A 26,510-nucleotide genomic window follows, 5' to 3' on the forward strand; every position below is an offset into this window, starting at 1 on the left:
GGATGCGATTCGAGACCGTGGAACGGCGTCGCGTGCGGTTCGGCATGGCCGACGTCGAACAGGACCGCGACCGGCGCGAAGCATGGCTGATCAGCGTGGACGGCACCCCGCAGTCCTATGTGGACCTGCTGGACCCCGCCAGCCTGCCGTTCGACGTGATGCGCAGGGTCGCGGACGTGATCGACGCGCTGCCGCCGGGCCCGGTGAACGCGCTGCACATCGGCGGTGCCGCGTGCAGCCTGCCGCGCTACGTCCAGCACGTCCGCCGGGGCTCCGACCAGCTCGTCGTGGACTTCGACGGGGATCTGGTCGACCTGGTCAACGCCCACCTGCCACTCCCTGCCGGAATCTCCGTGCGGGTCGAGAACGGACTGGACACCATTCGTTCCGCGCGGGACCTCGACCTGATCGTCGTGGACGCGTTCGAAGGCGGTTCCATGCCGGAGGAGTTCGCGAGCACCGAGTTCCACCGGCACGTTTCCGAGGCGTTGACCGGCGACCGCACGTACATCGTGAACGTGCTCGACCAGCCCGGCCTGCGCACCACCACCAGGCTGATCGACGCCATCAGCGCCCAGTTCGGCGTCCCGCTGGTGATCGCCGACCTGGGCGTGCTGGCGGGAACGGGCACCGGCAACGTCGTCCTCGTGTCGACGAAGGCGACGCTGCCGGTCGCGGAGCTCGAAGCCAGGGCCCGCGAAGCCCGGTTCCCGGCTTCCGTCTCAGTTGGACTGTGAGAGACCGGTCAGCGCCACCAGGCCACCTTGGTCGGCTCACGGAACGCGTTGGTCCCGCAATGCACCTCGCCGCCTCCCCAGTGCAGGAAGTCCCAGTCCTCGAGCCACTTCACCTCGACGGGCGTGCTCGCGAGCGCCTGTTCGGTCCTTTGCTTGAACAGGTCGACGCCGTCGGCCCTCGGCCCGTGCGGATCCGGTGCGCCGAAGACGCCGCCGCCCAGTGAGATGCCGTTGGGGATGCCTGCGGTGTGAGCGACGAACACCGTGCTCGGCGCCTGACCGGACCGCATCCGGTCGCGCAGGTCGTTCACCTGTGCCCGAGTGACCCGCCCGGACGCGCCGAGCTCGTCGACCTCCTGCCAGCTGAACTCCTGGAACAGCACCGGAACCCGGACGAGGTCGCGCGCGGCCAGCCCGGTCTCCCTGGTCAGCACGGCGAGCTGGGTGTCGACGTGCCGGGCCGCGGCCTCGTTCCGCTCCACGAACTTCGGGTCGGCGAGCGCCTGGTCGACGGTCGGCTTCTCCTTCTCGCTGGTGCCCTCGAACAGCACCGCCGCGCCGTGACCGTCCTTTGTGGCCTTGCGCAGCACGTCGAGCGCGAGCCTCGGGTCGGCGACCATCAACGTCCAGCCGCGCGGGTTGCGGGCCGGGATCACGTGCACCGTCTCGTCGGAGTGACCGACCGCGAGCCATCCCGTGTCGATGATGACCGGTTCCGTGTACTGCGAGCCGATCAGCGTGGTGAACGACGGGTCGGGCATGCGCTCGGCCGTGCTGCCGTAGAGCGGCCGGCCGAGCTCGTGACCGCGATAGGGCGGCAGGCTCTCGAAGTTGCCGGTGGAGTTCAGGCTGTCGTCGACGGCCGGGCCGCGCTTGTCGGTGAACTGCTGCACAACACCGACGTCCGGGCCGCGCAACGCGCTGAACACCACTCGCCCGCCGGGCCGCAGAGCGGGCGGGTACGGCCTGCCCTCCGGCTCCGTGGCCGGCTGATAGTTGGCACTGCGCAGAAGCACGCGCATGACCTGCGGTTTTCCGCCCCGTCCCGGCATGCTGGCCGTGGTGGGTTCGAAGATGTCCTGGAACCACCGGTCGTCGTTGGGGATCGCGGCCAGCGCGTCCTCCGGCAGGTTCGCCGCCTTCATCGCGGCGCGCAGGCCGGCGGCGAACTCGTCGTAGCCCGCGCTCCACTCGGGACTCACCGGCTTCGAGGTGACGACCTTGCCGGGTGCCTTCAGGTCGTTCTGCAGGATCAACGGCGCCACGCGGAGCTGCACCGAGTCCGTGCCGCCGGCCTTCAGCGTGACGGTGACCGTGCCGTTCCAGACGGTCCTGTCCCTGATGACGTCCCGGCCCTCCAGGCCCAGCCTGGCGCCCTTGCGCAGCTCGGCGGCGGTCAGCGTGCCGCTCTCGCCCAGGGACGTCCAGGCGCCGTCGCGTTCGACCCAGAGGCGGGCGTACCTGCCCTCCCCCGCGCCGAGCGACACCGTGCCGTCCTTGCCGACTTTGCGCGGCATCGTCCGCAGTGGTGCGAAGTCCTGGGCGTCCTGCGGGCCGTTCACCACCTCGTCCTGGGCGTCGTTGCAGGCCGCGAGCCGTTCGTCGACCGCGACGGCGTGGTCCTTGAGGTCCTCCTCGGTGACCTTGCACCGCTGGGCGTCGTCGTCCAGGTTCGGCAGGAAGATCGCGCCCCTGGTCGAGGCCCACCTCCCCTTGCCCGCCTGGTCGGACCGGTCGACGGTGCCGTTTCTGTTGGTGTCGGCCAGGATCGTCGCTCCGGGTGCCGCCGTGGCCGGCACCCCCGTGAAGATCACACTCGCCAGCGCGACCACACCGGTGGTCGCCACAACGCGTTTCATCACAAGTTCCCCCTCGTGATCATGTGTTCTCCACGCTAGGGAACTTCCCAATACGGACGCATCCGACTACCGGCGACTACGCCTCCGTCTCAGGTTGTGGGCCGAACGGGTGACGCGTGCCCTCGGCTCTCGCATACGGTTCGTTTCATGGACGCGCTCACATCGACCTCGCTCCTGGGACGTGACGACGAGATCCGTTGCCTGTCCGGGATGCTCACCGCCGCTGCGGAAGGGCGCGGTGGCGCGCTGGTCCTGCGTGGTGAGGCGGGGCTCGGGAAGAGCGCGTTGCTCGGCCACCTGCGGGAGTCGGCTGCCGGTTTCCGGGTGCTGGAGGCGTCCGGGTCGGAGTTCGAGACCGAGCTGCCGTTCGCGGCGCTGCACCAGCTGTGCGCGCCGTTGATGGACTCGCTGTCCGGGCAGCACCGGGAGGCACTCGAGGTCGCGTTCGGACTGGCGAGCGGAAAACCGGACGTGCTGCGGATCGGCATGGCCACGCTCGACCTGCTCGCGGGCGGGGAGCCGGTGCTGTGCCTGCTCGACGACGCCCACTGGCTGGACGAGGCGTCCGCGCAGGTCTTCGCGTTCCTCGGACGGCGGCTGGCCTCCGAACCCGTGGTGCTCGTGCTCGCCGCGCGACGACCGTGGGCGCGGTCGCGGCTGGACGAGCTGCCCGGCCTGGAGCTGCGCGGACTGGCCGACGCCGAGGCCCGCGCGTTGCTGACGTCCGGGCCGGTCGCGGTCGTGGACGACAAGGTGCGCGAACGCCTGCTCGCCGAGGCGCGCGGCAACCCGTTGGCCCTGCTGGAGCTGCCCAAGGCAGGCGGGTTCGCGCTACCGGACGTGGCGTCGGTGCCGAGCCGGATCGAGCGCAGCTTCCAGGAACGAGCCGCGGGTCTGCCCGCCGACGCTCAACTGCTGCTGACCGTGGCGAGCGCTGATCCGACCGGTGAGCCCGGGCTGCTGTGGGCCGCGGCCGCCGAACTGGGCATCGACGTGGCTTCCGCGGGAGTGGAGGCCGAGGCGTCCGGGCTGGTCAGCATCTCCACGCGGGTGCGGTTCTGCCACCCGCTCGCCCGGTCGGCCGTCTACCTCGCCGCCGCGCCTTCCCAGCGCCAGGCGGTTCATCTGGCACTGGCGTCCGTCACCGATCCGCTGAGCGATCCGGATCGACGGGTGTGGCATCGCGCGCAGGCCGGCACCGGGCCCGACGACTCCCTGGCGGCCGAGCTGGAACGCTCCGCCGACCGTGCTCGCGCTCGTGGCGGAGTTGCCGCCGCGGCGGCGTTTCTCGAGCGTGCGGCGGCGTTGTCCGTGGAGCCGGGGTTGCGGGCCGAACGCACGCTGGCCGCGGCGCAGGCCAAGCTCGACGCGGGCGCGGTCGACGTCGCGGCCGAACTGCTCACGACGTTCTCCGCCGATGACGCGCGGGCCGATCTGCTGCGCGGCCGGATCGCGTTCGTGCGCGACAAGGAGAACGACGGGCCGGCGTACGTGCTGAGCGCCGCTCGCCGGATGACCGGCGCCGATGCCCGCGACGGTGTGCTGGACGCGTTGGAGATCGCGCTCGCCTTCGGCCGTCCCACCGGCGTGATGGACGCCGTGGTGCGCGAGGCTCGCGGGCTCGAGCGCGGCTCGGATGTGTTGGAGGCGTTGGTACTTCTCGCGGACGAGGGACACCGGACCGCCATTCCCCTGCTGCGGCAGGTGTTCTCCGGCGACGACCTGGCGTGGACGCGGCATCCCGCGCTGGCGACGATGCTCGCGGGTGAGTTGTGGGACACCGACGTGCATTCGGCGGTGACCGGGTGGCTGCTGAAGACCGGGCAGCAGGCCGGGTCACCGTTCGTGCTGCGGCTCGGGCTCGCCCAGCAGGCCGTCTCGGCGGTGATCACCGGTGAGTTCGGCAGAGCGATGTCCGCTATCGCGGAGGAGGAGGCCGTCGCCGATGCCGTCGGCATGCCTCCGCTCCGCTATCCGCGGTTGCACCTGGCCGCGTACCGCGGGCAGAAGCCGGAGGTGCTGGCCGAGATCGAGCACTCGCTGCGGGAGGCCGCTCGGCGGGCGGGGTGCCTGATCGCGAACACGCACTGGGCGTCCGCCTTGCTGCACAACGGTCTGGGCGACTACCCGGTGGCGCTGGCCGCCGCTCGTGAGGCGGTCGCGCCGGGCGATCTCTACCTCGCCGGGATGGCGCTGCCCGAGCTGATCGAGGCGGCGGTGCGCTGCGGTGAGTCCTCGCTCGCATCGGAAGCGTTGGAGAACCTCGTTTCCCGGACCTCGCCGTGCGAAACCGCCTGGGCGCACGGCATCGCGGCCTACTCTCGGGCCCTCGTCACGGGTGAGGAAGAGTCGTACGTCGCGGCGGTGCAGCAGCTGGAGTCCAGCGCGGCCCGGCCACATCTCGCGCGGGCCCACCTGGTGTATGGCGAGTGGTTGCGCCGCGCCGGCCGCCGTGTCGACGCCCGCGCGCAACTGCGCGCCGCGCACGATCTGTTGTCCTCCATGGGAATGGAGGCCTTCGCCGCCCGCGCCGCGCTGGAGCTGAAGGCCACCGGGGAGGTCGCCCGCAGCCGTTCCGCGCAGGCCACCGACGAGCTGACCATGCAGGAGACGCACATCGCCCGGCTGGTGGCGACCGGGGCGACGTCCAAGGAGGTCGCCGCCCGGCTGTTCCTGAGCCCTCGCACGGTCGATGCCCACCTGCGGAACATCTTCCGCAAGGTGGGCATCAACTCACGCCGTCAGCTGGGGGACGTGTTCAGCTCGGCCTCGGCATGATCCCGAGCTGCTGAGCGGCCCAGAGGCCGTCCGCGTTGAGCCAGTACTCGGCGATCCTGCCGTCCTCGACGCGGAGGATGTCCGTGCCGTGGAACGACACCGCACCGGCCTCGGCGAGCCAGCGGACCACGTGGAACGGCTCCTGCGAGATCGGCCCCACCTCGACCGTGAACTTGAGGCCGGGCATGTTCTGGTGGGAGCCGCGCACCCACTCGACGAGCCCTTCGCGTCCGGTGTGGTCCTGTGACGGTCCACCGGTCAGCGGGGCGACGTGCCAGCCGAAGTCCTCGTGGACGATCTTCTCGGCGAGGTCGAACTCGCCGTTCCAGAAGTCGAGCCAGCCCTGAACCAGGTCGTTCATCACTTGTCTCCGTGCTGGCCGGGGGCAGCGCTGCCCGTGTACTCGCCGAGGTCGGACACGAGCTGCGTGAGCTCGGGGTCGCTGTCGTACCGCTTCTGGTGCAGGGCCGCGATCTTCGCGCCCATCTCGGGGTCCTCGTCGTCGGTGATGTCGAACGAGGCGAACTTGTCCACGAGCGGCAGCCCGACCCGGTCGGTGTTGCGGTGCGCCGGGTGGATCAGGTACTCCCAGTAGCCGTCGAGGTCCTCGATGACGAAGGTGGCGCCCCACTCGTACTCGCCGCCGAAGTCGCGACCGACCACGAACGACTTGACGGACGGGATCACGCGGCCCTGGTTGCGCAGGCTCTCCAGCGCCTCCTCGATCTGCTCGGGCGAGGCGTCCTTGCGCAGGGTGAAGCGGTTGCCGTGGTAGATCATCAGTTCTTCTCCTTGTGTCCCAGGGCGAGGACCGCCCCTGCGATGGTGGTGACGACCCCGGTCCAGGTGAACGCGGACGCGATGCTCGTGGCGCCGACCAGGGGTGCGATGACGAGCGGTGACAGGAACTGCCCCAGGAAGATCCCCGCGACGAGCCCGCTCAGCACCCGGCCGCGTTGTTCGGGCCGGGCGAGGTTCGCGAGGCCGGTGTTGAGGTTCGGCACGACCAGGCCGACCCCGAACCCGCCGATCAGCAGGCCGGCGGTGACCAGCGCGACCCCGTTCGCGTAACCGATGACCAGCCAGCCGACGCCGAGCAGCACGACGCTGATCGCGGTGATGCGCGCCGTCTTGAGCTTCGGGAACACCAGGGCTCCCACGACGCTGGTGAGCGTGCTGCCCGCGATCACGAACCCGATGACCGCGGGGCTCGCGTTCAGGTCTCGCAGCAGGAACGGCAGCTGCGTCGGGGCCATGTAGAACACGAGGGTCGCGATGAGCGCCATCAGGTAGATCCCGATGGCCTTCCGGGGAAACGCCTGGCCACCGGCTGCTTGGGGTGGTGCCGGCCGTTCGCCGGTGAGGCCTGTCGCCGCGGCCAGGGCGATCACCGCCGCGACGCTGTAGAGCCAGAACGGCAGCCGCCAGTCGATGCCCGCCAGCACGCCCGCCAGCGGCAGGAAGACGACCCCGCCCAGGCTGGCCGCGGCCTGCTGGAAGCCCAGGAACCGGCCGCGCTCAGGGCCTTCGAACCAGTCGGTGATCAGGGCGCTGACCGCGGTCATGACGCCGCCGACCGCCAGGCCCAGCAGAGTTCTGGTGCCCAGGAGGACGGGCAGGCTGGTCACGAAGTACCCCGCCGTGCCGGCCACGGCGTAGAGGGCGAGGCTGGCCGTGAGCAGCGGTTTGCGGCCCGTTCGGTCGGCGACCAGGCCCGCCAGCGGCGCGCTCACCGCGATGGCCAGGGAGGTGATGGTGAGGGCGAGCCTGACCAGGACGCCCTCGCCGTACACCTCGCCCATCGCGGGCAGGCTCGGAGCGATGATCGCCGCGGCCATGATCGTGAGTGTGGCGGAGGCCAGGACCACCGCCCGGGCCGTTCGCGTTGGCGCAGTTCGTGTTGTCACGCCATAAGACTCGCGCCGGGGCGGGGTCGTTCGCGTCGGTAGGCGTTACGTAGATCGCGGGCTTACGTAGGTAGGTCCTACATCCGGTCGAGCAGGCGGGCCCGCGCGACCTCCAGGTGCGCGGTCATCGCCGCGCTGGCCCTCACCTCGTCCTGAGCGACCAGCGCGTCCACGATCGCACGGTGCTCGGTGATCGTCTGCACCCCGAACGGCTGCTGGAAGTTCAGCCGGAACAGGTGCAGGTGGCAGTGGGTCTTGGCGAAGGACTGCAGGACGGCCTCGTTGCCCGCGATCCGCAGGATCAGCTCGTGCAGCCGCTGGTCGTGCGCGGTGAGGTTCTTGTAGTCGTCGTAGGCGTCATCGGCGGGAGCCGACGGACAGGTCGCCAGCTCCTCCTCGATGAGGGCGACGAACTCGGCCGTCATGCGCCCTGCCGCCAGAGCCGCGGAAGGCGGCTCCAGCAGCAGGCGCAGGGCGTAGAGGTCGTCCACCTGCTTGCGGTTCAGCAGGTCCGTCACGCTGTAGCCGCGCAACGGGAGCCTGCTGACCAGTTCTTCGGATTCGAGTCGTGCCAGGGCTTCCCGGACGGGCGTTGGGGACACGTCGAGCTGACGCGCGAGCTCGTCTATGTTCACGCGGGCGCCGGGCGCGATGCCGTCGCTCATGATCAGCGCGCGGATCTGCTCGTAGACGTCATCCGCGAGCACGCGCCTGGCCGGTATCCGCAACACCACTCCTGAGACTCCCGTCAGTTCTTGGCCAGTATCTCCCGCGAGACGCGTTCCATCTCGGCGAACACGTCGTCGGAGCGCTGGCCTGCGAAGTACGCCTCGAAGAGGGGCTGTTCGGCGGACTGGACCGCCGAGCCGTTCGCGTAGGCGCTCGACGGGTAGAGGACGCCGTCCTTCACGTACTGGTTGAACACGGTGAGGTCGACGCCCTGCGACTTCATGGAGGTCACCGTGTTGTCCATGGCGGCGGGAATCGACGGGAAGAACGTACCGGTGGCACCCGCCCTGGTCTGGCACTCCTCGCTGCCCATGTAGCTGACCCACTTCCAGGTCAGGTCCGGGTTCTTGGTGCCGGCCCAGATGTTGTTGCCGTTCGAGTTGGACAGCACGGAACGCTTGCCGTCCGGGCCCAGCACGGTCGGGGCGATGCCGACCTTCACGCCCGGGATCTTGCCGAACGACGGCGCGGACCACGAGCCGCCCATGGTCATCGCGACCTTGCCGGAGCCGATCAGGTCGACGTCGGAGATCGTCGACTGGTTGCCGGTGGTGAAGGTGCCGAGCTTCGGGGAGAAACCGCGGTCGGTCAGCGACAGGACCCACTTCATCGTCTTGGTGAAGCGCGGGTCGGTGTAGTTGAACTTGGTGGGCCACTGGTCCTTGTCGCCCAGGCGCCAGCCGAGGGTGTTGACGAACGGCGCCCAGCTCGTCTCGCCGATGAAGCTGCGGCCCGCCATCGCACCGATGCCGTAGGTGGCGATCTGGGTCTTGTCGAAGCCCGCCTCGTCGCCGTGCTTGCCGTTCTTGTCGATGGTCAGCCGGGCGACGACCTTGTCGAACGTACCGCCGTCGTCCGGGTTCCAGGACAGCTTCTGCACGTCAGCCTCCGCCACACCGGCCTTGGCCAGCATGTCGGCGTTGTAGTAGAGGCCGGAGGCGGCCCAGTCCAGCGGCAGCGCGTACTGCTTGCCGTCGGTGAACTTCCAGGTGTCGACGCCGACCGAGAACTTCTTCAGGTCCACAGAGGACTTCGCGATCAGGTCGTCCAGCGGCATCAGCTGGTGCTGCGAGGCGTAGGCCTGCAGGAACTGCACGGAGTTCTGGAACGCGTCCGGAGCGGTGCCCGCGACGAAACCGGCGGTGAGCTTGGTGAAGTAGTCGTCCACGTTGTACCGGGTGATCTTCACGTCGGTGCCGGGGTTCGCGGCCTCGAACGCCTTCTCGCACTCGCCGTAGGCGACTGCCTGCTTGTCGTCCCAGGTCCACCAGTTCACGGTGTTGCCGGAGCCCGTGCCGGAACTCCCGCAACCCGCGACCACCAGGGCTGTTGCTGCGACCAGGGCAGCGGCGGCGATTTTCATGACAACTCCAAGAGACGGGTTCGGAAGGCGTCGAGTGCGATGTCGAGGTCGTCGGAGCCGCCCGCCTCGTGGGCGCTGTGCTCCCAGACGGCCATCTCCCTGGGGCCGGCGTAGGCGTGGTAGGCGCCGAACACGGTGGATGGCGGCACGATGTCGTCCATCAGGCCGACCGAGAACCACGCGGGGGCCGTCGCTCGGGCGGCGAACCCGACACCGTCGAAATAGGACAGTGTCGGGAAGACGTCGGAACGCCGGTTGTCGGCGATGTACTTGGTGAGCTCGGTGTAGGGCGGGTTGCCGCAGACGTTCAGCGCCCTGCGGAAGTCGCAGAGGAACGGCGCCTGCGAGTGGACGGCGGCCAGATCGGACACGAGACCGGCGACGGCCAACGCGATGCCGCCGCCCTGACTGTTGCCGATCACGGCGACGTCCGCGGAACCCAACGCGCGCACGGCATCGACCGCGCGCACCGCGTCCGTGAAGACGCGCCGGTAGAAGTAGGTGGAGCGATCGGCGATGCCTCGGGTCAGGAAGCCGCCACCACCGCGCTGCTCCCGCACCTCGACCTGGAGGTGCGCGAACCCGGCGCTGGCCCAGGTCAGGTTCTCGACCGCGCTGCCCCGGTTGCCGCCGTAGCCGTGGTACTGCACGACAGCGGGAAGCCCGGACTGTCCCTGGGGAGTCCGCAGCCAAGCGTGGATCCGGTCGCCGCCGAACCCCGCGAACGACACGTCGTAGACGTCGAGCGTCTTGAGCGGCGTGTCCACCGGCACGGCCTCGACGTCCAGATCGATCGCCCGCGCCTCGGCCAGCGTCGAGTCCCAGAACGAGTCGAAGTCGTCCGGCCGCGCATAGGAGCTGCGGTACTCCCACAGCTCGTCCAACCCGAGATCGGTCAGCAAGAAATCCTCCCGCGCACTTCGACGACGTCGCTCACGACGACCTCGGTGACCTCGCCACCGATGCTCACCGGCACGAACTCCGAGGCGTCACCGGACACCCGCCGCACCCGCACCGTCACATCGCCGTCGTGCCACGTGACGTCGACGGAAAGCCCGCCACGGCAACGAAGTCCGCGCGCCGAGCCGCGAGACCAACCGGAAGGCAGCGCGGACAGGACGTCGATCACGCCGGTGTGGCTCTGCACCACGACTTCCGCCAGTCCCGCGGTGAAGCCGTAGTTGCCGTCGATCTGGAACGGCGGGTGCGTGCTGAACAGGTTCGGCAGCAGGCCGCCCCACTCCGACCCGTCGACCGGCGCGTCGCGGTGCCGGTCGCCGGTGAAGGGCTGCGAGGCCTCGGACAGCAGTGACCGCACGGTCTCGCCGTCGCCCAGCCGGGCCCGCAGCGCCATCTTCCAGGCCCACGACCAGCCCATCGCGCCGTTGCCGCGCTGGTCCAGCACCTCGACGGCGGCGTCGCCCAGCTCCGTGCCGGCGACGATCCGGCCGAGCGGGTAGACCGACACCATGTGCGACATGTGCCGGTGCGTGGGGTCCTCCTCGGGCAGGTCGTAGGCCCACTCCCCCAGCCGGCCGTCGTCCAGCACCGGGACGGGCCGCAGCCGGGGCAGCGCCGCCGAGATCTCCGCGACCAACGGGTCGGCGCGGCCCGAAGCCAGCGCCAGCGCCAGAGTGCGTTCGAACACGGCGCGGACCAGCACCACGTCCATCGTCACGGACCAGGTCAACGCCTCTGGCTTGCCGTCGACGAGGAACCAGTTCTCCGGCGAAGTCGAAGGGCAGGTGTCGAGGTAGCCATCCGGGCCTTCGACCAGCCAGTCGAGGAGGAACTCGGCGCAGCCGCGCAGCAACGGCCATGCACGCTCCAAAGTGGACCAGGTGCGGGCGAAGTCGTAGTGGTCCCACGCGTGCTGGACCAGCCAGGCCCCACCCATCTGCCAGATCGCCCACGACACCGCGCCGTGGCCCATGCCGACCGGCAACGCCCAGCCCCACGCGTCGGTGTTGTGGTGCGCGACCCAGCCGCGCGCTCCGTACAGTTCCCGAGCCACCTCGCCGCCGGTCACCGCGAGTTTCTCGAGCAGTTCCAGCAACGGGTCGTGGCACTCGGCGAGCCCGGTGACCTCGGCGGCCCAGTAGTTCATCTGGGTGTTGATGTTGATCGTGTAGTTCGAGGACCAGGCCGGGCGCAGGTCGCCGTTCCAGATGCCCTGGAGGTTCGCGGGCGGCGCGCCGGGCCGTGACGACGAGACCAGCAGGTAGCGGCCGTACGCGAACAGCACGGACGCGATGAGCTGCTCGTCCTTGCCGGTCAACAGGTCCGGCACGTCGACGACCTCGGGCACGTCGCCGAACCGCACCTCGCACGCGTCCATCAGCGTCCTGTGGTTGCTGTGGCGCTTGCCGGTCCACCGCGACTCGGCAGTGGTGGAACTGGTGAGCGTGAGCAGCCAGCGTTCGCCCTCGGTCACCTCGACCGTCACCGTGCCACGTTCCCCTGAGCCGTAGACCGGCGCCTCGACCTGCGGTTCGTGGCGGGGCGCGGAGTCGACGGGGATCTCGATGACGATGTCGAGCCCGTCCCGCGAGACCTCGCGCAACGGCGTCGAGATCTCGACGCCGGTGGGCACCGCGCCGGCGATCTCCACGCACAGCGCGGTTTCCGAGGCCCACACGCGTCGCACGACGTCCAAGCCCCCGATGGTCAACCGTTCGGTGACCACACCCGTGCTCAGGTCGAGCGTCCGGCCGTGCGACTCGCCCTCGGGCAGCGTGATCCACAGGTCCACGTACGGCAGGAACGTCTGGCTGTACGGGCCTTCGAACGACATCAGCAGCTCGGTGGCCCGCTCCAGGTCACCACTGAAGATCGCCTCACGCACCTTCGCGAGCCGTTCCGGACCGGCTCCGGACGCCAGCACGTCCGCCAACGCCGCGGAGGGCCCGTCAGCGGTGCCCGACCACACGGTCGCGTCGTTGACCTGCACGCGGGACCGTCCCGCCCCGCCGAACACCATCGCGCCAAGGCGTCCGTTGCCCACGGGCAGCGCCTCGGTCCATTCCGCCGCAGCCGACGGCCAGTGCAGTCTCACTTGATCCCCGTGAAGCCGATGGAGTTGACCAGCCGCCGCCCGAAGACCACGAACAGCAGCAACATCGGCAGCGCCGCGACCAGCGTCGCCGCCATCAGGCCTGCCCAGTCCAGCGACGCCTGCGGTGAGGACTGCTTGAACACCGCGAGCGCGAGGGTGAGCGGGCGGACCGACTCGTCGTTCGTGACGAGCAACGGCCAGAAGTAGTCGTTCCAGGTGGTGATGAACGTCAGCAGCGTCAGGGTCGCCATCGGCGCGACGCTCATCGGCAGCACTATTCGGAAGCACACGCGCAACGGCCCGGCGCCGTCGATGATCGCGGCCTCCTCGACCTCGTTGGAGAGCCCGAGCATGAACTGCCGCAGGAAGAAGATGTTGAACGCGGAGAAGAACGCGCCCGGCAGGATCATGCCGCCGAAGCTGTTGAGCAGCCCCAGATCCTTCATCAGCACGAAGTTCGGCAGCAACGTGAACACCGACGGCACCATCAGCGCGGTCAGCAGCACACCGAAGACGACATCCCGGCCCTTCCAGTGCAGCCGGGCGAACGCGTACGCGGCCAGCGCCGAGAACACGACCGTGAAGAGCGTCAGAAGTCCCGCGTACACAATGGAGTTCCACAACGCGAGGGCCAGGTCGATGCTGGCACCCGAACCACCCTCGGCCGCCGCTTCGGCGGGAGTCGCGAGACCGAGAGCGCGCTTGAACGGACCCCACGTGAAGTCCACCGGCAGCAACGACGACGGGTCGGTCGACATCGCGAAGTTGTTGGACAGCGCGGTTCGCACGATCCAGTAGAACGGGAAGATCGTGACCAGCAGCACGACGACCAGGTAGCCCCAGGCGACGCCCCTGCCGAGCTTCATCGAGAGGTTCACCGGGCCTCCTCAGCTGGTGTCGGACTCGCCGGCACGGGCCATCCGCATCTGCGTGAAGGTCACCGTGACGAGCATCAGGAACAGGGAGAGCGACATGGTCGCGGCGTAACCGAAGTCGAACTGGCCGAAAGCCTTGTCGTAGATGTACATCTGGAGCACCAGCGACGCGTCCGCCGGACCGCCCTTGGTGCTGACCTGGACGATGTCGAAGACCTGGGTCGAGCCGATCACGTTGAGGATCACGACCATCACCAGGATCGGCCGCAGCAGCGGCAACGTCAGCGAGCGGAACATCTGCCACTCCGAGGCGCCGTCGATCCGGCCGGCCTCGTAGATCGTCGCGGGGATCGTCTGCAGGCCCGCGAAGATGAGAACGGCGTTGTAGCCCATGGACTTCCACACGTTCAGCGCGGCCAGCGACGGCACCGCCCAGCTGTCCGACCCGAAGAACATGATCGGCTCGCCGGTGACCCAGGTGATGAGCTGGTTCACGATGCCGAGCTGCGGGTCGAGCATCCACGTCCACACCAGCGCCGTGACGACGCCGGAGATGAGGAACGGCAGGATCATCAGCCCGCGGACCGTCGTGTTGACCCCCAGCCGGTGCAACACGACGGCGGTGACCAACGAGACGCCGACGCCCAGCACCACCGACAGCACGACGAAGTACGCCGTGACGCCGAGCGAGTGCCAGAACCGGCCGTCGTCGATCAGTTCCTGGATGTTCTCCAGGCCCGTCCACACCGGCGGGCTGAGGATGTGGAACTCGGTGAAGCTCAGGTAGACGCCGCGCAGCATCGGGTAGGCGAAGAACACGCCGAACCCGAGCAGGGCGGGCGCGACGAGCAGCCACGCGACCCACGTGTCGTTGCGGCGCGAGGCGGGGCCTTTGCGCCTGCGTTTGGGCGGAGGCGCCGTGGTGGCAGGTCCACGCACGACCTGGGCGCTTGAGTCCTGCAAGGTTGTCACCACGGCACCTCCTGGTCTTGGTGGTGTGGGCCGGAACGTTGCCGGGGGAACTCGCGGTCAGACGGGTGCGTCGTGGTGCCGTCCCCACGTCCTCGTACTGGTCGTACGGGGGCGGCGCCGCGAGGTGCCCTGCTGAGCGTGGATTACCTCGCCAAAGTTCCGGGTCGCGCTAAACGCGGATGCTGTCGACGTCGAACACGGAGTCGTCCGGGTTGCCGATCCGGATGGTGTTGTTGCCCTTCAACAGGTAGACGGGCACGGTGACCTTCTGCGGCGTGTTCCAGTCGTCGTCGTTCGACCCGGCGACGGGCAGCTTGAAGCTGGTGCCGTTCACCGTGACGATGCCGGTCCTGCTGGCGTCAGCGGAGATGTAGGCCAGTTCGACGAGGTAGGTGCCCTCGCGCGGTGCGACGACCGTCGGCATGGTGATGTTGCCGCTGCCGCCGATGTAACCGACCTTGCTGCCACCCGAGCACGCGCAGCCGTAGACGGTCGCGCCGCCGCCGGGGCTGCCCTTCTCCGCCTCGTACGTCACGCTCTCCTGCGGCGTCACGTAGCTGACAGGCTCCGACCGGGCGCCGTTCTGCACGACGGTGAACTCGTAGGAGGTCGCCGGGGTGAGGCCGGTGACGGTCGCCTTGGTGTCGGTGGTGGTGGCGACCTTCTTGTTGCCCGCGTAGACGTCGTAACGGACGCCGGACTTTCCGTACCACTTCAGCGAGACGCTGTTCGGCGTGGCCGCGGTGCCCTGCACGACACCGGGCGCGACCGAACCGCGCGGCGTGATCGTGAAGAGCTTCGAGCCGTGCACCGGCAGGTCTTCGGTGATGGAGCCGGACTTCTGGCCGACGTCCTTCCTGGCCCACACGTCGCGGACCTTCGCGTTGCCCTGGATGCCGAGCCGGCCGAAGTCGGCCGTCACCTTCGCGGGCGTGGAGCCGAGGTTGAACAGCGCCACCGTGTAGCTGCCGTCGCGGTTGCGCGCGTACCAGACCTGCTGGTCCGACGACTGGTCCACGGGCCGGGCGGGGACGCCGGCCTGGTTGATCGCGATGACCTCGTTGTTGGTCAACAGCCTGTAACCGTAGTCGTCGATCTTGGTGAGGTCGTCGCCGATGTAGAGCGGCGAGGACGAGATCGACCACAGCGTCATGTAGCTCTGCCGCTCGGCCTCGGTGAGGCCGTCCATCTGGCCGTTGCCGACGGCGAGGCTGTCGAGGTTGTTCCAGTGGCCGGGGCCGGCGTCGTCGATCCACTGCACGACGTCGTTCCACCGCTGCTTCACCGAGTTGTTCCAGGTGACGAGGGTGTCGCAGTAGCACTCGACGTCCGTGTCGACGCGCCAGCCGTTGGTGTTGGCCTTCCACACTTCGGCGTGGCGGTGGCTCAGCGCCCACGAGATGAGGAACTCGATCGGGCGGCCGGTGCTCTTGAGCGCGGAGTTCCACGCCTTCACGTCGGTCGTGTTGTCGTAGCGCTCACCGCCGCGGAAGCTGCCGGGGCCGACGCCGTCGAGCTTGAGGAAGTCGACGCCCCACCCGGCGAGCACCTGCGCGATCGAGTCGATGTACTTCTGCGAGCACGGGTTCGCGAAGTCCATCTTGTAGGCCATGTCCCACCCGTTGGTCTTGCGCAGGTCCGGGTAGACGATGTCCTTGGTGGTACAGCCGGGGGCGTTGAAGATCGGCGTCTTGCCGTCGTTGTACGCCTTGAGGTCCAGGCCGACCGCGAGGTACGAGCCGAACTTCAGGCCCTTGCCGTGCACGTAGTCGCCGAGCCATTTGAAGCCGCGCGGGAACTTCTTCGCGTCCAGCACCGGCCGCCCGTACTCGTCGAACGAGCCGAGCCAGCCCGCGTCGACGTTCACGTGGTCGTAGCCGGCCTTCTTGAACTTCGCCGCGAGCACGTCCGCCTGCGCCAACACGTTCTTCTCGTTGAGCCAGCTGGCGGGACCGTCCGGGTTCACGCCGGGGTAGTTGGTCGCCTGCAACGTCCAGCTGCTCCAGCCCATGTAGGGCTTCGCGGCCGGGGCTGCGGTCTGCTGTTGCACCTGGGGTGCTTGGGCTTGGGCTGCTGGGACCGCGATCAACGACGCGAGCAGGCCGGCAACGACACCTAACGCTCTCAAGACCACTCCTTTGTGATTTCCGGCGGTGACTTCAGGCGACCCGGAGGTCTTCCATTGCGTCGCGGTCCCAGTCGATCCCGAGACCTGGCGTGTCGGGGGCGAGCGCGTGTCCATTGCGGACGGTCATCTCGCTCTTGGTGATCCCGCGCAGCTGCGGGATGTGCTCGACGAACTTCCCGTTGGGCAACGCGGCCGCGAGGCTGACGTGCAGCTCCATCAGGAAGTGCGGGCAGACGTCGGCGTTGAAGGCTTCCGCGAGGTGCGCGACCTTCAGGAACGGCGTGATGCCACCGATCCGTGCGGCATCCACCTGGATGATCGAGGCGGCACCGCGTTCGAGGTATTCGCGGAACTGCGCCACGGAGTACATCGACTCCCCGACCGCGATCGGGATGCTCGTGCTCCGGGCGAGCCTCTCGTGCCCGCTCACGTCGTCCGCCGGCAGCGGTTCTTCGAGCCAGGTGAGGTTGACGTTCCGGAACGCGTCGGCCCGGCGGATGGCTTCGGCACTGGTCATCGACTGGTTGGCGTCGACCATGATCGCGAACCGTTCCCCGACCGCCGCCCGCACGGCCTCGAGTCGTTCGACGTCCTCGGTGAGATCGGGCTTGCCGACCTTCATCTTGATGCCCTGCCAGCCCTGCGCGGCCGTCTCCTTGGCGCCCGCGACGAGTTCCTCAGTGCTCAGATGCAGCCAGCCGCCCTCGGTGTCGTACAGGGGCACGGTGTGGCGGAACCCGCCTGCCATGCGCCACAAGGGTTCTTGAGCTCGCAGGCAACGCAGGTCCCACAGCGCGGTGTCCACGGCGGCCAACGCCAGCGAGGTGATCGCACCGACCGTGGTGGACCGGGTGCAGGCGAACAGGTCATGCCAGACGTGCTCGATCCGACGAGCGTCGACGCCTTCGAGGCGGGGCAGCAGGTGGTCCTTCAGGAGAGCGAGGACCGAGCTGCCACCCGTGCCGATCGTGTAGGCGTAGCCGAGGCCGGTGAGCCCGTCGTCGGTCTCGATCTCGACGAAAACGGTCTCCTGCTTGATGAACTGCTGGACCGCGTCGGTGCGCAGAGTCTCCACCGCAACGTCGACCTGGAACGCCTCGGCTCGTCGGACCTTTGCCACGCCAACTCCTCGGATCTCTGATCCTATAGGATATTTGACGGGGATTGAACGCTGGCGTTACGACGGTGTCAACGGTCGTTCGGCCACGTTCCCATGCTGATGAGAGCGTTTTCAACGGTCAGGCGCGACCGGATCTCGTTACGGTCCTCCGATGTCTGCAGCTCAACGCACTGATCAGTGCTGTTGAGGCATGTTGGAGTGTGAGTGAAGATGTGAGCGTTTCTGTCCGGTTGCAACCAAGAGGACAGGAACGATCAAGCAGACTCGGCGGTGCTCTTCAGGCGCAGCAACGTCGCCTCGATGTTGCGCTGGTTGGTCACAGCGCGGTCCTTCACCCCGGTCGCGAGCCGCGTGATCGGCACGTACCAGCCGGGCCTGCGGTCCCACGTCGACTCGGTGACCCGGCAGCCGTCGCCGGTCTCCTCGATGTCGTACTGCCAGCGCGACACCGCCATCCCCAGCGACTTCACCTCGAACGCGAACCTGGTCGCGGAGCAGTCGGTCACCGTGGAGGTCGTCGGCCACATCCGCCAGCCGCGCTTGTTGATGCCGCGGAACCGGGCACCGACGCGCGGACCAGCGGCGTTCAGCCACCTGCCGCCGGAGTACTCCTCGGCGCACGCACTGAGTCGGCGGAGGTCGCTGACCAGGTCGAACACTCGCTGCGGCGAGGCAGCGACGTCGATGTGCGCGGAGGCGTCCGGCGTCATGAGCCGAACTTACTACCAGTAGGTAACCTGCCGCTAGAGCTCCCGGATCGGTTCACCCGCGCGGAACGCGTGGATGTTCTCGACGGCCTCGGTGAAGTACGTGCGGTAGTTCGCCTCGGTGACGTAGCCGAGGTGCGGGGTCGCGAGAACGTTCGGCAACGTGCGCAGCTCGTCGGTCAACGGCAGCGGCTCGACCTCGAACACGTCGAGGCCCGCGCCGGCGATCCTCTTCTCCCGCAACACCTCCAGCAACGCCACGGGGTCCACGATGGCGGCGCGGGAGGTGTTGACCAGGAACGCCGAGGGCTTCAGGCACGCCAGCGCCGCCGCGTCGACCAGGCTGCGGGTGCGGTCGCTCAGCACCAGGTGGATGGACGCGAAGTCGCTCTGTGCCAGCAGATCGTGCAGTCCGGATGCGAGCCGGACTCCCTCGGGCTCGACGCGGTCGGCGGTCAGGTTCTGACTCCACGCCACGACGTCCATGCCGAACGCCCTGCCGACGCGCGCGACGGCCCTGCCCAGGTGGCCGAAGCCGAGCAGGCCGAGCGTGCGGCCGGCGAGGTCGGCGCCGACGGTGCTCTGCCACCGGCCGCCCTCGTGGAAGGCCGCGTTCTCGACGACCAGGTTGCGGGCGAGGCCGAGGATCAACGCCCAGGTCAGCTCGGTCGGCGGGGTCTTGGCGCTGCCGGTGCCGCAGACCGTCACACCGCGCGAACGGGCGGCGTCCAGGTCGATCGCGGCGTTGCGCATGCCGCTGGTGATCAGCAGCTTCAAGCGAGGCAGCCGGGCGAACAGGGCCGCGTCGAACGGGGTCCGCTCGCGCATGATCACGACGCACTCGGCCTCGGCCAGTTCCGCTGCCGGGTCGGACAGGTGGTCGCGCTGCACCGTCACGTCGAGGCCTGACCAGTCCGCGTTCGCGAGGGCCACGCCCTGGTAGTCGTCGAGCACCACACACCTCATGAGCCGATCATGTCAGAGTAGGCGCATGGGAGCCTTCCACCTGGCGCAGGCCAACATCACGACCGGGCGGTGGGCCTTCGACCACTGGAGGATGCGCGGGTTCGCGAGCCGGATCGACGCGATCAACGACCTGGCGCAGCAGGCTCCCGGCTTCGTGTGGCGGCCGACGTCCGAGCGGATGACGGACGACCTGAGCCGGTTGGGACGCGATCCGATGCTGGAGGCCTACAACCTCAGCGTGTGGGAGTCGATCGAGTCGTTGTGGGCCTTCGCGTTCAGCGGCGTGCACCTCGAAGCGGTCAAGCGCAGCAAGCAGTGGTTCGAACCGGAGAGCGCGCTCGACGTGATGTGGTGGATCCCCGCCGGGCATCGCCCCACGACCGAGGAGGGCCTCGCGAAGCTCGACCTCGTCCGGCAGAACGGGCCGACACCTGAGGGCTTCACGTTCCGGAAGCGGTTCCTGCCAGAGCACCTCGGACGATGATCTCGACCAGTGGCCGGGGATCGATCGCCTCGCCCCGCGCGAACTGCTGCAGGAACAGGCCCTGCACACAGGCCCCGAGCGTGTCCGAGGCCGCCACCGGGTCGCGCGCGCCGAGACCGGCGAGGGCCGGGACCAGCATCGACGCCATCGTGGCTCGGCCTCGCAACAACGCCTGCCGCACCTGGGGATTGGTCGCGGCCTCCACCCACAGCACCAGGCGGGCGGTGACCGTGACGGCGTTCGGGCCCGTCATGAACTCGTAGAGCCGGCACAACTCGTCGACCAGGTCCTCCGGTGACGCCGGCTTGAGCGTCGTCTCGATCTGCGGGACCTCCTTGCGCACCATCCAGTCCACGACGCCGTCGAGCAGCGCGGCCCGGCTGCGGAAGTAGTTCGACGTGGAGCCCTTCGGCAGGTCGGCGCGGTCGTCCACCCTGGCGTGGGTGAGGCCTCGCAGTCCTTCGGTGCCCAAGAGCTCGACGGCGGCGGCGAGAGCGCGGTCCCGGTTCGGCATCACAGCGACACTATAAACGTAGTGACTGGGCACTACGAACGTAGTACCGTCGATCCATGACCGCGACCATCGCCCTGATCGCCTGGATCGTCAACACCGCGATCGGCCTCGTACTGCTGCTGCGCCTGCTCCGAGCACGAAGACGGATACCGGCCCTCGCCTACTGGCACCTCGTCACCTCACTGGTCGGCCTCGGCGTCTGGATCGCCTTCGTGGCCACGGGTTCGGCGCTGCTGGCGTGGACCGGGTTCGCCGTGCTGACGCTGCACCTCACCCTCGGCGACACCCTGATGGTGAAGGGCTGGCGCAGGAGCAACCCCGACGCGCGGGGCATCGTCTACTTCCGGGCGACGATGTCCCTGCTGAAGAGGCCGCTCCCGCTGGTGCACTCGTGCCTCTCGCCACTGGCCTGGTTCCCGGCCTTCGCCGCCGCCGTGATCAGCAGTTAGGACGCGTCGACTTCCCGGCGAAGCGGTCACCGAGCCACAGCAACGCGTTCGAGCCCCACGCGCTGACGGCGGTGACGTGCCCGAGCAACGGCAGCGGCGTCCACTGCACGTCGGCGCCCATCGAGCACCACTGCGAACGAAGCTTCTGCCCGACGGCGAACGGGATCAGCTCGTCCAGCGTGCCGTGGTAGAGGTACACGGGCGCGGCGGGCTTGACCGAGCCGAGCGTGTTCTCCTTCAAGCGCTTCTGCCACAACGGGTTCTGGATGACGTCCGGCGTCGTCGTCAGCGAGTTGAGGCGCGTGAACGGTGCCACCAAAGCGATCTCGGCGACGCACGACTCACGGATCTTGTCGATGACCTGCGTGCCACGGGCGTTGAGCACCGACGACAACGGCAGTTCGGGATAGGCCGCGGCGTACCCCGCAGCCGCCGCGAACACCAGTCCCGAACCGGCGTTGCCGTCGTTGAACTTCGCTACCGCGTTGAGGTCGGCCGGCACACCGCCGGCGGCGACACCCACGACGTTCAGCGAAGGCGCATAGGACTTCCACTGCTCAGCGGCGGCCGACGCGGCCTGACCACCCTGGGAGTAACCGAAAACGCCGACCGGCGCGTCAGCGGAGAGCCCTGGGATCCCGCTCGCGGCACGGGCCACGTCGAGCAGCGCCCGCCCCTCCGAACGCGCCACCGCGTAGGTGTGATCCCCTGGCGTGCCAAGGCCTTCGTAGTCGGTCACCGCGACCGCCCAGCCGTTGAACATCGCCTGCGCGAGGAACGCGATCTCGACCTCGGTGCCGTTCTGCAACTGCCGCGACGGCGCGCACTGGTCCCCCATGCCCTGCGTGCCCATCGCGTACGCCACGATCGGCCGCGGACCGTTGTTCCACGGCAGCGGCGACACGAGCACCATGCCGGACACGACGGTGCCCTCGCCCGTCGCGGACGTGGAGCGGTACCGGATGTCGTAGGCCTTCACCGGCGCGGGCAGGAGCCTGAGCGGCTCCGGGTGCCACGCCACCTCCCGGCTGCTGACCAGTTCACCCGGTGCGGCCGCCGTCGCAGGCGTGACCAGGGCGAATAACAGGAGAACGGCGGCGAGCACGGCTCGGAGCTGCATCGTTGGACCCCTTTGTGGTAACCGGCGTTACCGCAATGTAGGGCCGAACGCCGCAACAGGACAATAGTCCGTTCGGCTTTATGGATTCACACGATCCCCTGGGCGAAGGAGAACACCCGGTCGGGGTCGTACCTCCGCGCCACCTCGCGAAGCCTCGTCAGCGACGCGCCGTAGTACGCGTTCGCCCAGTCCGGCATCTGCGGGTCGAGGTAGTTGACGTACCCGGTGGCACCGAACATCTTGCCGAGCTCGTCCCGCGCGACGCCCATCGCGCGCCGCGCGTTCGCCTCGCCGGCGGCCAGGGTCAGCTCGACCTGGATGCTCGCGAGCGCGGTCCGGTGCGGGAACGCCGTCGCCGGGCCACGACCGACAGCGCCGCCGAGAGCGTCGATCATGTTGTACGAGTTCGGGGTGTTCTTGAAGATGTCGGCGAGCTTCTGCGGGTCGGTGATCGGCTTCGCCAGCATCCGCGACGTCGCGACGTAGCTGCCGCGCGACTGCGAGCCGCCACCTCCGTTCCAGCTCGGGCGGCACGAGCCGTCGTTGACCCGGCACCACGCGAACCGTTCCATCGCGGCGAGGAAGCTCTGCTCCTGCTCACGTCGTGAGGTCGGCTGCGTCCCGACGCGGCGCACGAGGTCGTCCAGCAGCGGCTTCAAGTTCACCGGCGCACCGACGAAACAACCGCCGACCTCGACGTACGGGTTCGAGCCGCTGCCCACGCCCACCGTCGAGGTCAAGGCATCCGGCGCCTTTCCCTGCCAGTCCGGCCAGACACTGAGCAGCGTGGCCAACGACGCCGAGGGGAACGCGAGGGTGAACGTCGTCAGGTTGCGCGCGGGTTCGGTGCGGAACACGAACGACGTGACGATGCCGAAGTTGCCGCCACCACCGCCGCGCAACGCCCAGAACAGGTCGGAGTGTTCGGTGGCCGAGACCGTGCGGTGCACGCCGTCGGGCGTCACGATCCGCGCGCTGACCAGGCGGTCGCAGGTGAGACCGAACTGCCGGGCGGTCACGCCGATCCCGCCGCCGAGCGTCAGCCCGGAGATGCCGACGGTCGCACACGTACCGGCCGGCATCATCCGTCCGGCGTTCGCCAGCGCGATGTACAGGTCCATCAGCAACACGCCCGCGCCGACCTCGACCGTGCCATCGGGCCGGACGTCGATCCGACCGAGGCCACGCACGTCGACGATCAACGCACCGTCCGCCGTGGAGTAACCCGGATAGCTGTGGCCACCGCAGCGTGCGGTGATCCGGGTGCGCTCAGCGCGTGCGATCTCAATGCAGCGCTGGACATCCGCCGGTGACACGACACGTGCGATCGCGCTGGGACGTTGAGCGTCGTACTGCGTGAAGTAGCCGAGCTTCGCGTCTCTGTAGGCGGCGTCGCCGGGCCTGATCAGCTGGACGTCCATTGTGGACTTGCCGGCCAATGCCGACACAGCTCCGAGCGCGGCCGATTGCAGAAGTGCCCTGCGACGCAACATTCCACGAAAGTAGGAGTCGGGCAAACCAGGGCACAACGGATCAACGGACCGGGACTGATCCCGGCGCTACGGGTTCACAGCCAGGAACAGGAACGCCGCCAGGAGAACCAGGTGCACGCCACCCTGAAGTCGGGTCGCGCGGCCTGGCACGACGGTCAGGACGCTGACCAGAACCGTGAGCAGCAGCAGGATCATCTGCGTCGAGCCGAGGCCCAGCATCAACGGCCCGTCCAGCCAGATGGTCGCGAGCGCGATGGTCGGGATCGTCAGGCCGATGCTCGCGATCGCCGAGCCGTAGCCGAGGTTGATGCTGGTCTGGATCCTGTCGCGCAACGCGGCGCGCGCGGCGGCGATCGTCTCGGGCAGCAGCACCAGCAGGGCGATGACGACACCGACGAACGTCTGCGGGAACCCGGCGGCCCGCACGCCCGCCTCGATCGCGGGCGACTCGATCTTCGCGAGGCCGACCACGGCGACCAGCGCGACGAGCAGGAAGCCGAGCGAGATCAGCGCGGCCTTGCCGGACGGGGCCTCGGCGTGTTCGTCGGCCTCGATGACGCCGTCCTCGTCGACGGGGAGGAAGAAGTCGCGGTGCCGGACGGTCTGGGTGAAGACGAACATCGCGTAGAGGCCGAGGGAGGCGAACGCGGCGAACGCGAGCTGCGGGCCGGAGAACTCGGGGCCGGGCGTCGTCGTGGTGAACGTCGGCAGCACCAGCGTGAGCGTGGCGAGCGTCATCACCGTGGCGAGCGCGCCACCGCTGCCTTCGGCGTTGAACAGGATCGTGTGGTGCTTCATCGCCCCGAGCAGCAACGCGATGCCGATGATGCCGTTCGTGGTGATCATGACCGCGGCGAACACCGTGTCGCGCGCCAGCGACGACGCCTCGGGCCCGCCGGACACCATCAGCGTGACGATCAGGGCCACCTCGATGATCGTCACCGCCACCGCGAGGACCAGCGAACCGAACGGCTCCCCCACCCGCAGAGCGACGACCTCGGCGTGGTGCACGGCGGCGAGCACGGTCGCGGCGAGGACCAGGGCGACGAGCGCCACGAGCACGCCCCCGAGGTCACGGCCCCAGGTCACGGCGAGCAGGAGCAAGCCGAGCAGGGGGGTGATGGTCGTCCAGTGCAGCAACGGGAAGCGCGGAGCGGCGGCCATGATCCAACCCTCGCATACCGGCAGGGCCGTCCGCCATTCGGCGCAGCACCCATTTCAGCCACGACAAATGTGGAGCGGAGCGCCCCTGCCGCGCCCCGCTCCACATTTGTTCTGGTGCCGTGTTCGATCCCTAGAAATCGAAGAGGGCACCCGTGTGCGCCAGCATGACGCACGAGTTCGGGTAGGTGTGAACCTCGTTCACCGGCTCACCGCGCCAGAAACCGAACATCGAGACCTCGACAGGCGCGTAGTGGAACGTGCACGCCCTGTCGTCCGCCCGCATGGTTCCCAGGTTCGTACCGGCGGAGGCGAGCGTCGCGCAGGCGAGGGCCCTGCGCGGGTGCTGGTCACCTCGTTCGCAGGTCAGGACAGTCGCCTTGAAGGCGTTGCCGTCGAACTCCGAGTACTGGACGGACAGGATCAACGCCGTCGCCCTGTGCGGGGCGGGTGCGGCCTGCGCGGTGCCGGTAAAGGCGAAAAGTGACGCGAACAGAGCAACGATCGCAAAAATGCGGCCGGACATGAAAGCGGTCCTCCTGAGACCTCATTAAAACGGGCCGGTTCTCGGCCGACGCAGATGTTGCCATCATGTTTCGTCGCCGCGAAAGGGGCCAGCGACTGTTCACCGATCACATTTGCGCGCTCCGCCAAAAGCGTGGTTGGGCCGAACGGATGTGGCGCTCGCCACGCTCACCGGCACACAGCTGCCGACGGACTGTTACGGGTTGCTGACAGACGCGGTTGCGCTCGGACGTATTATTCGAATCATGTCCAAGACCTCCAGACGCGTCGTGTTCGGCGTGCTCCTGATCGTCACACTCGTGGTTTCCACCGGCGGCGCGCTGGGTTACCTGGGCAGATTGACGCTCGTGTTCGACCGTCACCCTGGAAAGCCGCTCGCGATTGTCGAGGAAGTGCCGGGACCACCGGACGGGCCGAAGTGCTCGATCGACGCCCGCTACTTCGACGAGGAGCCGGAAGGCCTGCGTCCCGAGGTGTTGAAGGCGTGGCTGGCACTGCGCGCCAAGGCCTCTGAGCAGGGCATCAAGCTCTGCCTGAACGACGGCAAGCGCAGCCGCGGGCAACAGCAGGCGGAGTTCGACGAGGCCGTCGAGAAGTTCGGGAACGCGGAACTCGCGTCGAAGTACGTGCTGAACCCGCCGGACCGTTCGATGCACGTGATCGGATTCGCCGTCGACATTCAGCCGATCGAATCCGCGAAATGGGTCGAGAAAAACGGCAGCGCCCTTGGCTGGTGCCGCCGTTACGAAAACGAGCAGTGGCATTTCGAGTACAACGCCGGCTACCCCACCGGGGGTTGCCCCGCCCTGATCCCCAGCGCGACGGGCAGCTGACCCCCGCGCAAAGGTCTAGACGCCTGGGGTGCGCGGAAGGTTGCGCCGACGTAATCTGACAAGCCCAGTTACCAGATTGGAGCACCTCCGGTGGCCCGTGCCTACGGCGGCATTTCACCCGAGCAGCGCAAGGCGGAGCGCCGGGCGAAGCTGCTGCAGGCAGGTCTCCAGCTGTTCACCAGCACGGGCTTCGCGGGAACCAAGATCTCCGAGCTGTGCACCGAGGCCGGTGTCTCCACGCGCAACTTCTACGAGGAGTTCGCCTCGAAGGAGGACCTGCTGCGCGACCTGCACGACCTGATCAACGCCACGGCGTTCGCCCAGGTCCGCACGACGCTGAGCGAACTGGAGACCGACGACGTGGCCGTCCGGATCACGACGCTGCTGGACGTGTTCGTGCGCAGCGTCACGGCCGATCCCCGTGCGCCGCGCCTCAACTACGTCGAGGCCGTGGGCGTGAACGCGGAGATCGAGCGGCAGCACGTGCGCTGGGTGAGCACGTGGGCGGAGTTCATCGAGTCCGAGGCACTGCGGGCGGCGGCCACGGGGGTGGCGCCGCAACGGTCGTACCGGCTCACCGCGATCGCGCTGGTGGGGGCGATCACGGGGTTGCTGCGGGAGTGGCAGGCGCACCAGCCGCCGCTCGCGGTCGACGAGATCGCCGTGGAGATCCGTGAGCTGATGCTGGCGGCCATCACCCGCCCGTAAGTGTGTTCCACCACGAAACCGCCCGCA

At 68.7% G+C, this 26,510-nt stretch carries 25 protein-coding genes; 6 read left to right on the plus strand and 19 right to left on the minus strand.

Annotated elements, in window-relative coordinates; all coding sequences use genetic code 11:
* The first annotated feature begins 2 nt into the window (after positions 1–2).
* On the plus strand, positions 3–737 hold the full coding sequence (locus BM417_RS31250) for a spermidine synthase (protein ID WP_093601942.1): 735 nt from the start codon (positions 3–5) through the stop codon (positions 735–737).
* A gap of 8 nt (positions 738–745) precedes the next feature.
* Here the strand turns inward: BM417_RS31250 and BM417_RS31255 are convergent, their stop codons facing one another.
* On the minus strand, positions 746–2,596 hold the full coding sequence (locus BM417_RS31255) for a protein-arginine deiminase family protein (protein ID WP_093601944.1): 1,851 nt from the start codon (positions 2,594–2,596) through the stop codon (positions 746–748).
* Between the two features lie 147 nt (positions 2,597–2,743).
* Here BM417_RS31255 and BM417_RS31260 point away from each other — a divergent pair, with 147 nt between their 5' ends.
* Positions 2,744–5,374, plus strand: coding sequence for a helix-turn-helix transcriptional regulator (locus BM417_RS31260; RefSeq protein ID WP_093601946.1), 2,631 nt, complete (start codon positions 2,744–2,746; stop codon positions 5,372–5,374).
* On the opposite strand, the gene BM417_RS31265 is transcribed toward BM417_RS31260, so the two are convergent.
* The 13 genes from BM417_RS31265 to BM417_RS31325 form a co-directional block, all read right to left on the minus strand.
* Positions 5,355–5,735, minus strand: a complete 381-nt coding sequence (locus BM417_RS31265; RefSeq protein ID WP_093601948.1) for an ester cyclase — start codon at positions 5,733–5,735, stop codon at positions 5,355–5,357. The two genes, BM417_RS31260 and BM417_RS31265, sit on opposite strands and share 20 nt — an antisense overlap.
* A complete protein-coding gene (locus BM417_RS31270) occupies positions 5,735–6,154 on the minus strand; it encodes a Dabb family protein (protein WP_093601950.1) in 420 nt (139 codons plus the stop codon). The genes BM417_RS31265 and BM417_RS31270 overlap by 1 nt, the downstream gene beginning before the upstream one ends.
* Positions 6,154–7,281 carry an MFS transporter gene (locus tag BM417_RS31275; RefSeq protein ID WP_093601952.1) on the minus strand — a complete coding sequence of 376 codons (1,128 nt, stop codon included), beginning with the start codon at positions 7,279–7,281 and terminating at the stop codon, positions 6,154–6,156. The genes BM417_RS31270 and BM417_RS31275 overlap by 1 nt, the downstream gene beginning before the upstream one ends.
* A 77-nt stretch (positions 7,282–7,358) precedes the next feature.
* Positions 7,359–8,009: a GntR family transcriptional regulator gene (locus BM417_RS31280; RefSeq protein ID WP_218164615.1), complete on the minus strand. Its 651-nt coding sequence runs from the start codon at positions 8,007–8,009 to the stop codon at positions 7,359–7,361.
* A 20-nt stretch (positions 8,010–8,029) separates the two neighbouring features.
* Positions 8,030–9,373, minus strand: coding sequence for an ABC transporter substrate-binding protein (locus BM417_RS31285; RefSeq protein ID WP_093601956.1), 1,344 nt, complete (start codon positions 9,371–9,373; stop codon positions 8,030–8,032).
* On the minus strand, positions 9,370–10,275 hold the full coding sequence (locus BM417_RS31290) for an acetylxylan esterase (RefSeq protein WP_093601958.1): 906 nt from the start codon (positions 10,273–10,275) through the stop codon (positions 9,370–9,372). The genes BM417_RS31285 and BM417_RS31290 overlap by 4 nt, the downstream gene beginning before the upstream one ends.
* Positions 10,269–12,428 (minus strand): glycosyl hydrolase family 95 catalytic domain-containing protein, encoded by a 2,160-nt coding sequence (locus tag BM417_RS31295; protein ID WP_218164616.1) that lies wholly within the window; start codon positions 12,426–12,428, stop codon positions 10,269–10,271. The genes BM417_RS31290 and BM417_RS31295 overlap by 7 nt, the downstream gene beginning before the upstream one ends.
* Positions 12,425–13,306: a carbohydrate ABC transporter permease gene (locus BM417_RS31300; RefSeq protein ID WP_218164617.1), complete on the minus strand. Its 882-nt coding sequence runs from the start codon at positions 13,304–13,306 to the stop codon at positions 12,425–12,427. Before BM417_RS31300 ends, BM417_RS31295 begins: the two co-directional genes overlap by 4 nt.
* Positions 13,307–13,315: 9 nt before the next feature.
* Positions 13,316–14,275, minus strand: coding sequence for a carbohydrate ABC transporter permease (locus BM417_RS31305; protein WP_218164618.1), 960 nt, complete (start codon positions 14,273–14,275; stop codon positions 13,316–13,318).
* 169 nt (positions 14,276–14,444) lie between these two features.
* Complete coding sequence (locus BM417_RS31310; protein WP_218164619.1) at positions 14,445–16,403, minus strand: alpha-galactosidase D; 1,959 nt, start codon at positions 16,401–16,403, stop codon at positions 14,445–14,447.
* A 31-nt stretch (positions 16,404–16,434) separates the two neighbouring features.
* The gene (locus tag BM417_RS31315; RefSeq protein WP_093601962.1) at positions 16,435–17,523 is read right to left on the minus strand and encodes a mandelate racemase/muconate lactonizing enzyme family protein; all 1,089 of its coding nucleotides are present in this window, start codon (positions 17,521–17,523) and stop codon (positions 16,435–16,437) included.
* 254 nt (positions 17,524–17,777) lie between these two features.
* On the minus strand, positions 17,778–18,233 hold the full coding sequence (locus BM417_RS31320) for an SRPBCC family protein (protein ID WP_093601964.1): 456 nt from the start codon (positions 18,231–18,233) through the stop codon (positions 17,778–17,780).
* 33 nt (positions 18,234–18,266) lie between these two features.
* Positions 18,267–19,196, minus strand: coding sequence for a D-2-hydroxyacid dehydrogenase family protein (locus tag BM417_RS31325; protein ID WP_177320699.1), 930 nt, complete (start codon positions 19,194–19,196; stop codon positions 18,267–18,269).
* Positions 19,197–19,221: 25 nt separating this feature from the next.
* Between BM417_RS31325 and BM417_RS31330 the strand changes: the two genes are divergently transcribed.
* Entirely contained in the window at positions 19,222–19,680 is a 459-nt protein-coding gene (locus tag BM417_RS31330) for a DUF3291 domain-containing protein (protein ID WP_177320700.1), read from the plus strand.
* On the opposite strand, the gene BM417_RS31335 is transcribed toward BM417_RS31330, so the two are convergent.
* Positions 19,637–20,194, minus strand: a complete 558-nt coding sequence (locus tag BM417_RS31335) for a TetR/AcrR family transcriptional regulator (protein ID WP_218164620.1) — start codon at positions 20,192–20,194, stop codon at positions 19,637–19,639. The two genes, BM417_RS31330 and BM417_RS31335, sit on opposite strands and share 44 nt — an antisense overlap.
* A 56-nt stretch (positions 20,195–20,250) precedes the next feature.
* Between BM417_RS31335 and BM417_RS31340 the strand changes: the two genes are divergently transcribed.
* Positions 20,251–20,643 carry a hypothetical protein gene (locus BM417_RS31340; protein WP_093601970.1) on the plus strand — a complete coding sequence of 131 codons (393 nt, stop codon included), beginning with the start codon at positions 20,251–20,253 and terminating at the stop codon, positions 20,641–20,643.
* Here BM417_RS31340 and BM417_RS31345 read toward each other — a convergent pair.
* The 4 genes from BM417_RS31345 to BM417_RS31360 all read right to left on the minus strand — a co-directional run bounded on the left by BM417_RS31345 (position 20,633) and on the right by BM417_RS31360 (position 24,943).
* Positions 20,633–21,763: a lipase family protein gene (locus BM417_RS31345; RefSeq protein ID WP_093601972.1), complete on the minus strand. Its 1,131-nt coding sequence runs from the start codon at positions 21,761–21,763 to the stop codon at positions 20,633–20,635. The genes BM417_RS31340 and BM417_RS31345 overlap by 11 nt on opposite strands.
* Positions 21,764–21,849: 86 nt before the next feature.
* On the minus strand, positions 21,850–23,256 hold the full coding sequence (locus BM417_RS31350) for an FAD-binding oxidoreductase (protein ID WP_093601974.1): 1,407 nt from the start codon (positions 23,254–23,256) through the stop codon (positions 21,850–21,852).
* A 66-nt stretch (positions 23,257–23,322) separates the two neighbouring features.
* Positions 23,323–24,420, minus strand: a complete 1,098-nt coding sequence (locus BM417_RS31355; RefSeq protein WP_093601976.1) for a calcium:proton antiporter — start codon at positions 24,418–24,420, stop codon at positions 23,323–23,325.
* A 130-nt stretch (positions 24,421–24,550) separates the two neighbouring features.
* A complete protein-coding gene (locus tag BM417_RS31360; RefSeq protein ID WP_093601978.1) occupies positions 24,551–24,943 on the minus strand; it encodes an SSI family serine proteinase inhibitor in 393 nt (130 codons plus the stop codon).
* Between the two features lie 244 nt (positions 24,944–25,187).
* Between BM417_RS31360 and BM417_RS31365 the strand changes: the two genes are divergently transcribed.
* Together BM417_RS31365 and BM417_RS31370 are read left to right on the plus strand one after the other, a co-directional pair.
* The gene (locus tag BM417_RS31365; protein WP_177320701.1) at positions 25,188–25,775 is read left to right on the plus strand and encodes a D-alanyl-D-alanine carboxypeptidase family protein; all 588 of its coding nucleotides are present in this window, start codon (positions 25,188–25,190) and stop codon (positions 25,773–25,775) included.
* A gap of 90 nt (positions 25,776–25,865) precedes the next feature.
* Positions 25,866–26,483 carry a TetR/AcrR family transcriptional regulator gene (locus BM417_RS31370; protein WP_093601979.1) on the plus strand — a complete coding sequence of 206 codons (618 nt, stop codon included), beginning with the start codon at positions 25,866–25,868 and terminating at the stop codon, positions 26,481–26,483.
* The last annotated feature ends 27 nt before the right edge of the window (positions 26,484–26,510 follow it).

Source organism: Lentzea waywayandensis (assembly GCF_900115955.1).
GTDB classification, from domain to species: Bacteria; Actinomycetota; Actinomycetes; order Mycobacteriales; family Pseudonocardiaceae; genus Lentzea; species Lentzea waywayandensis.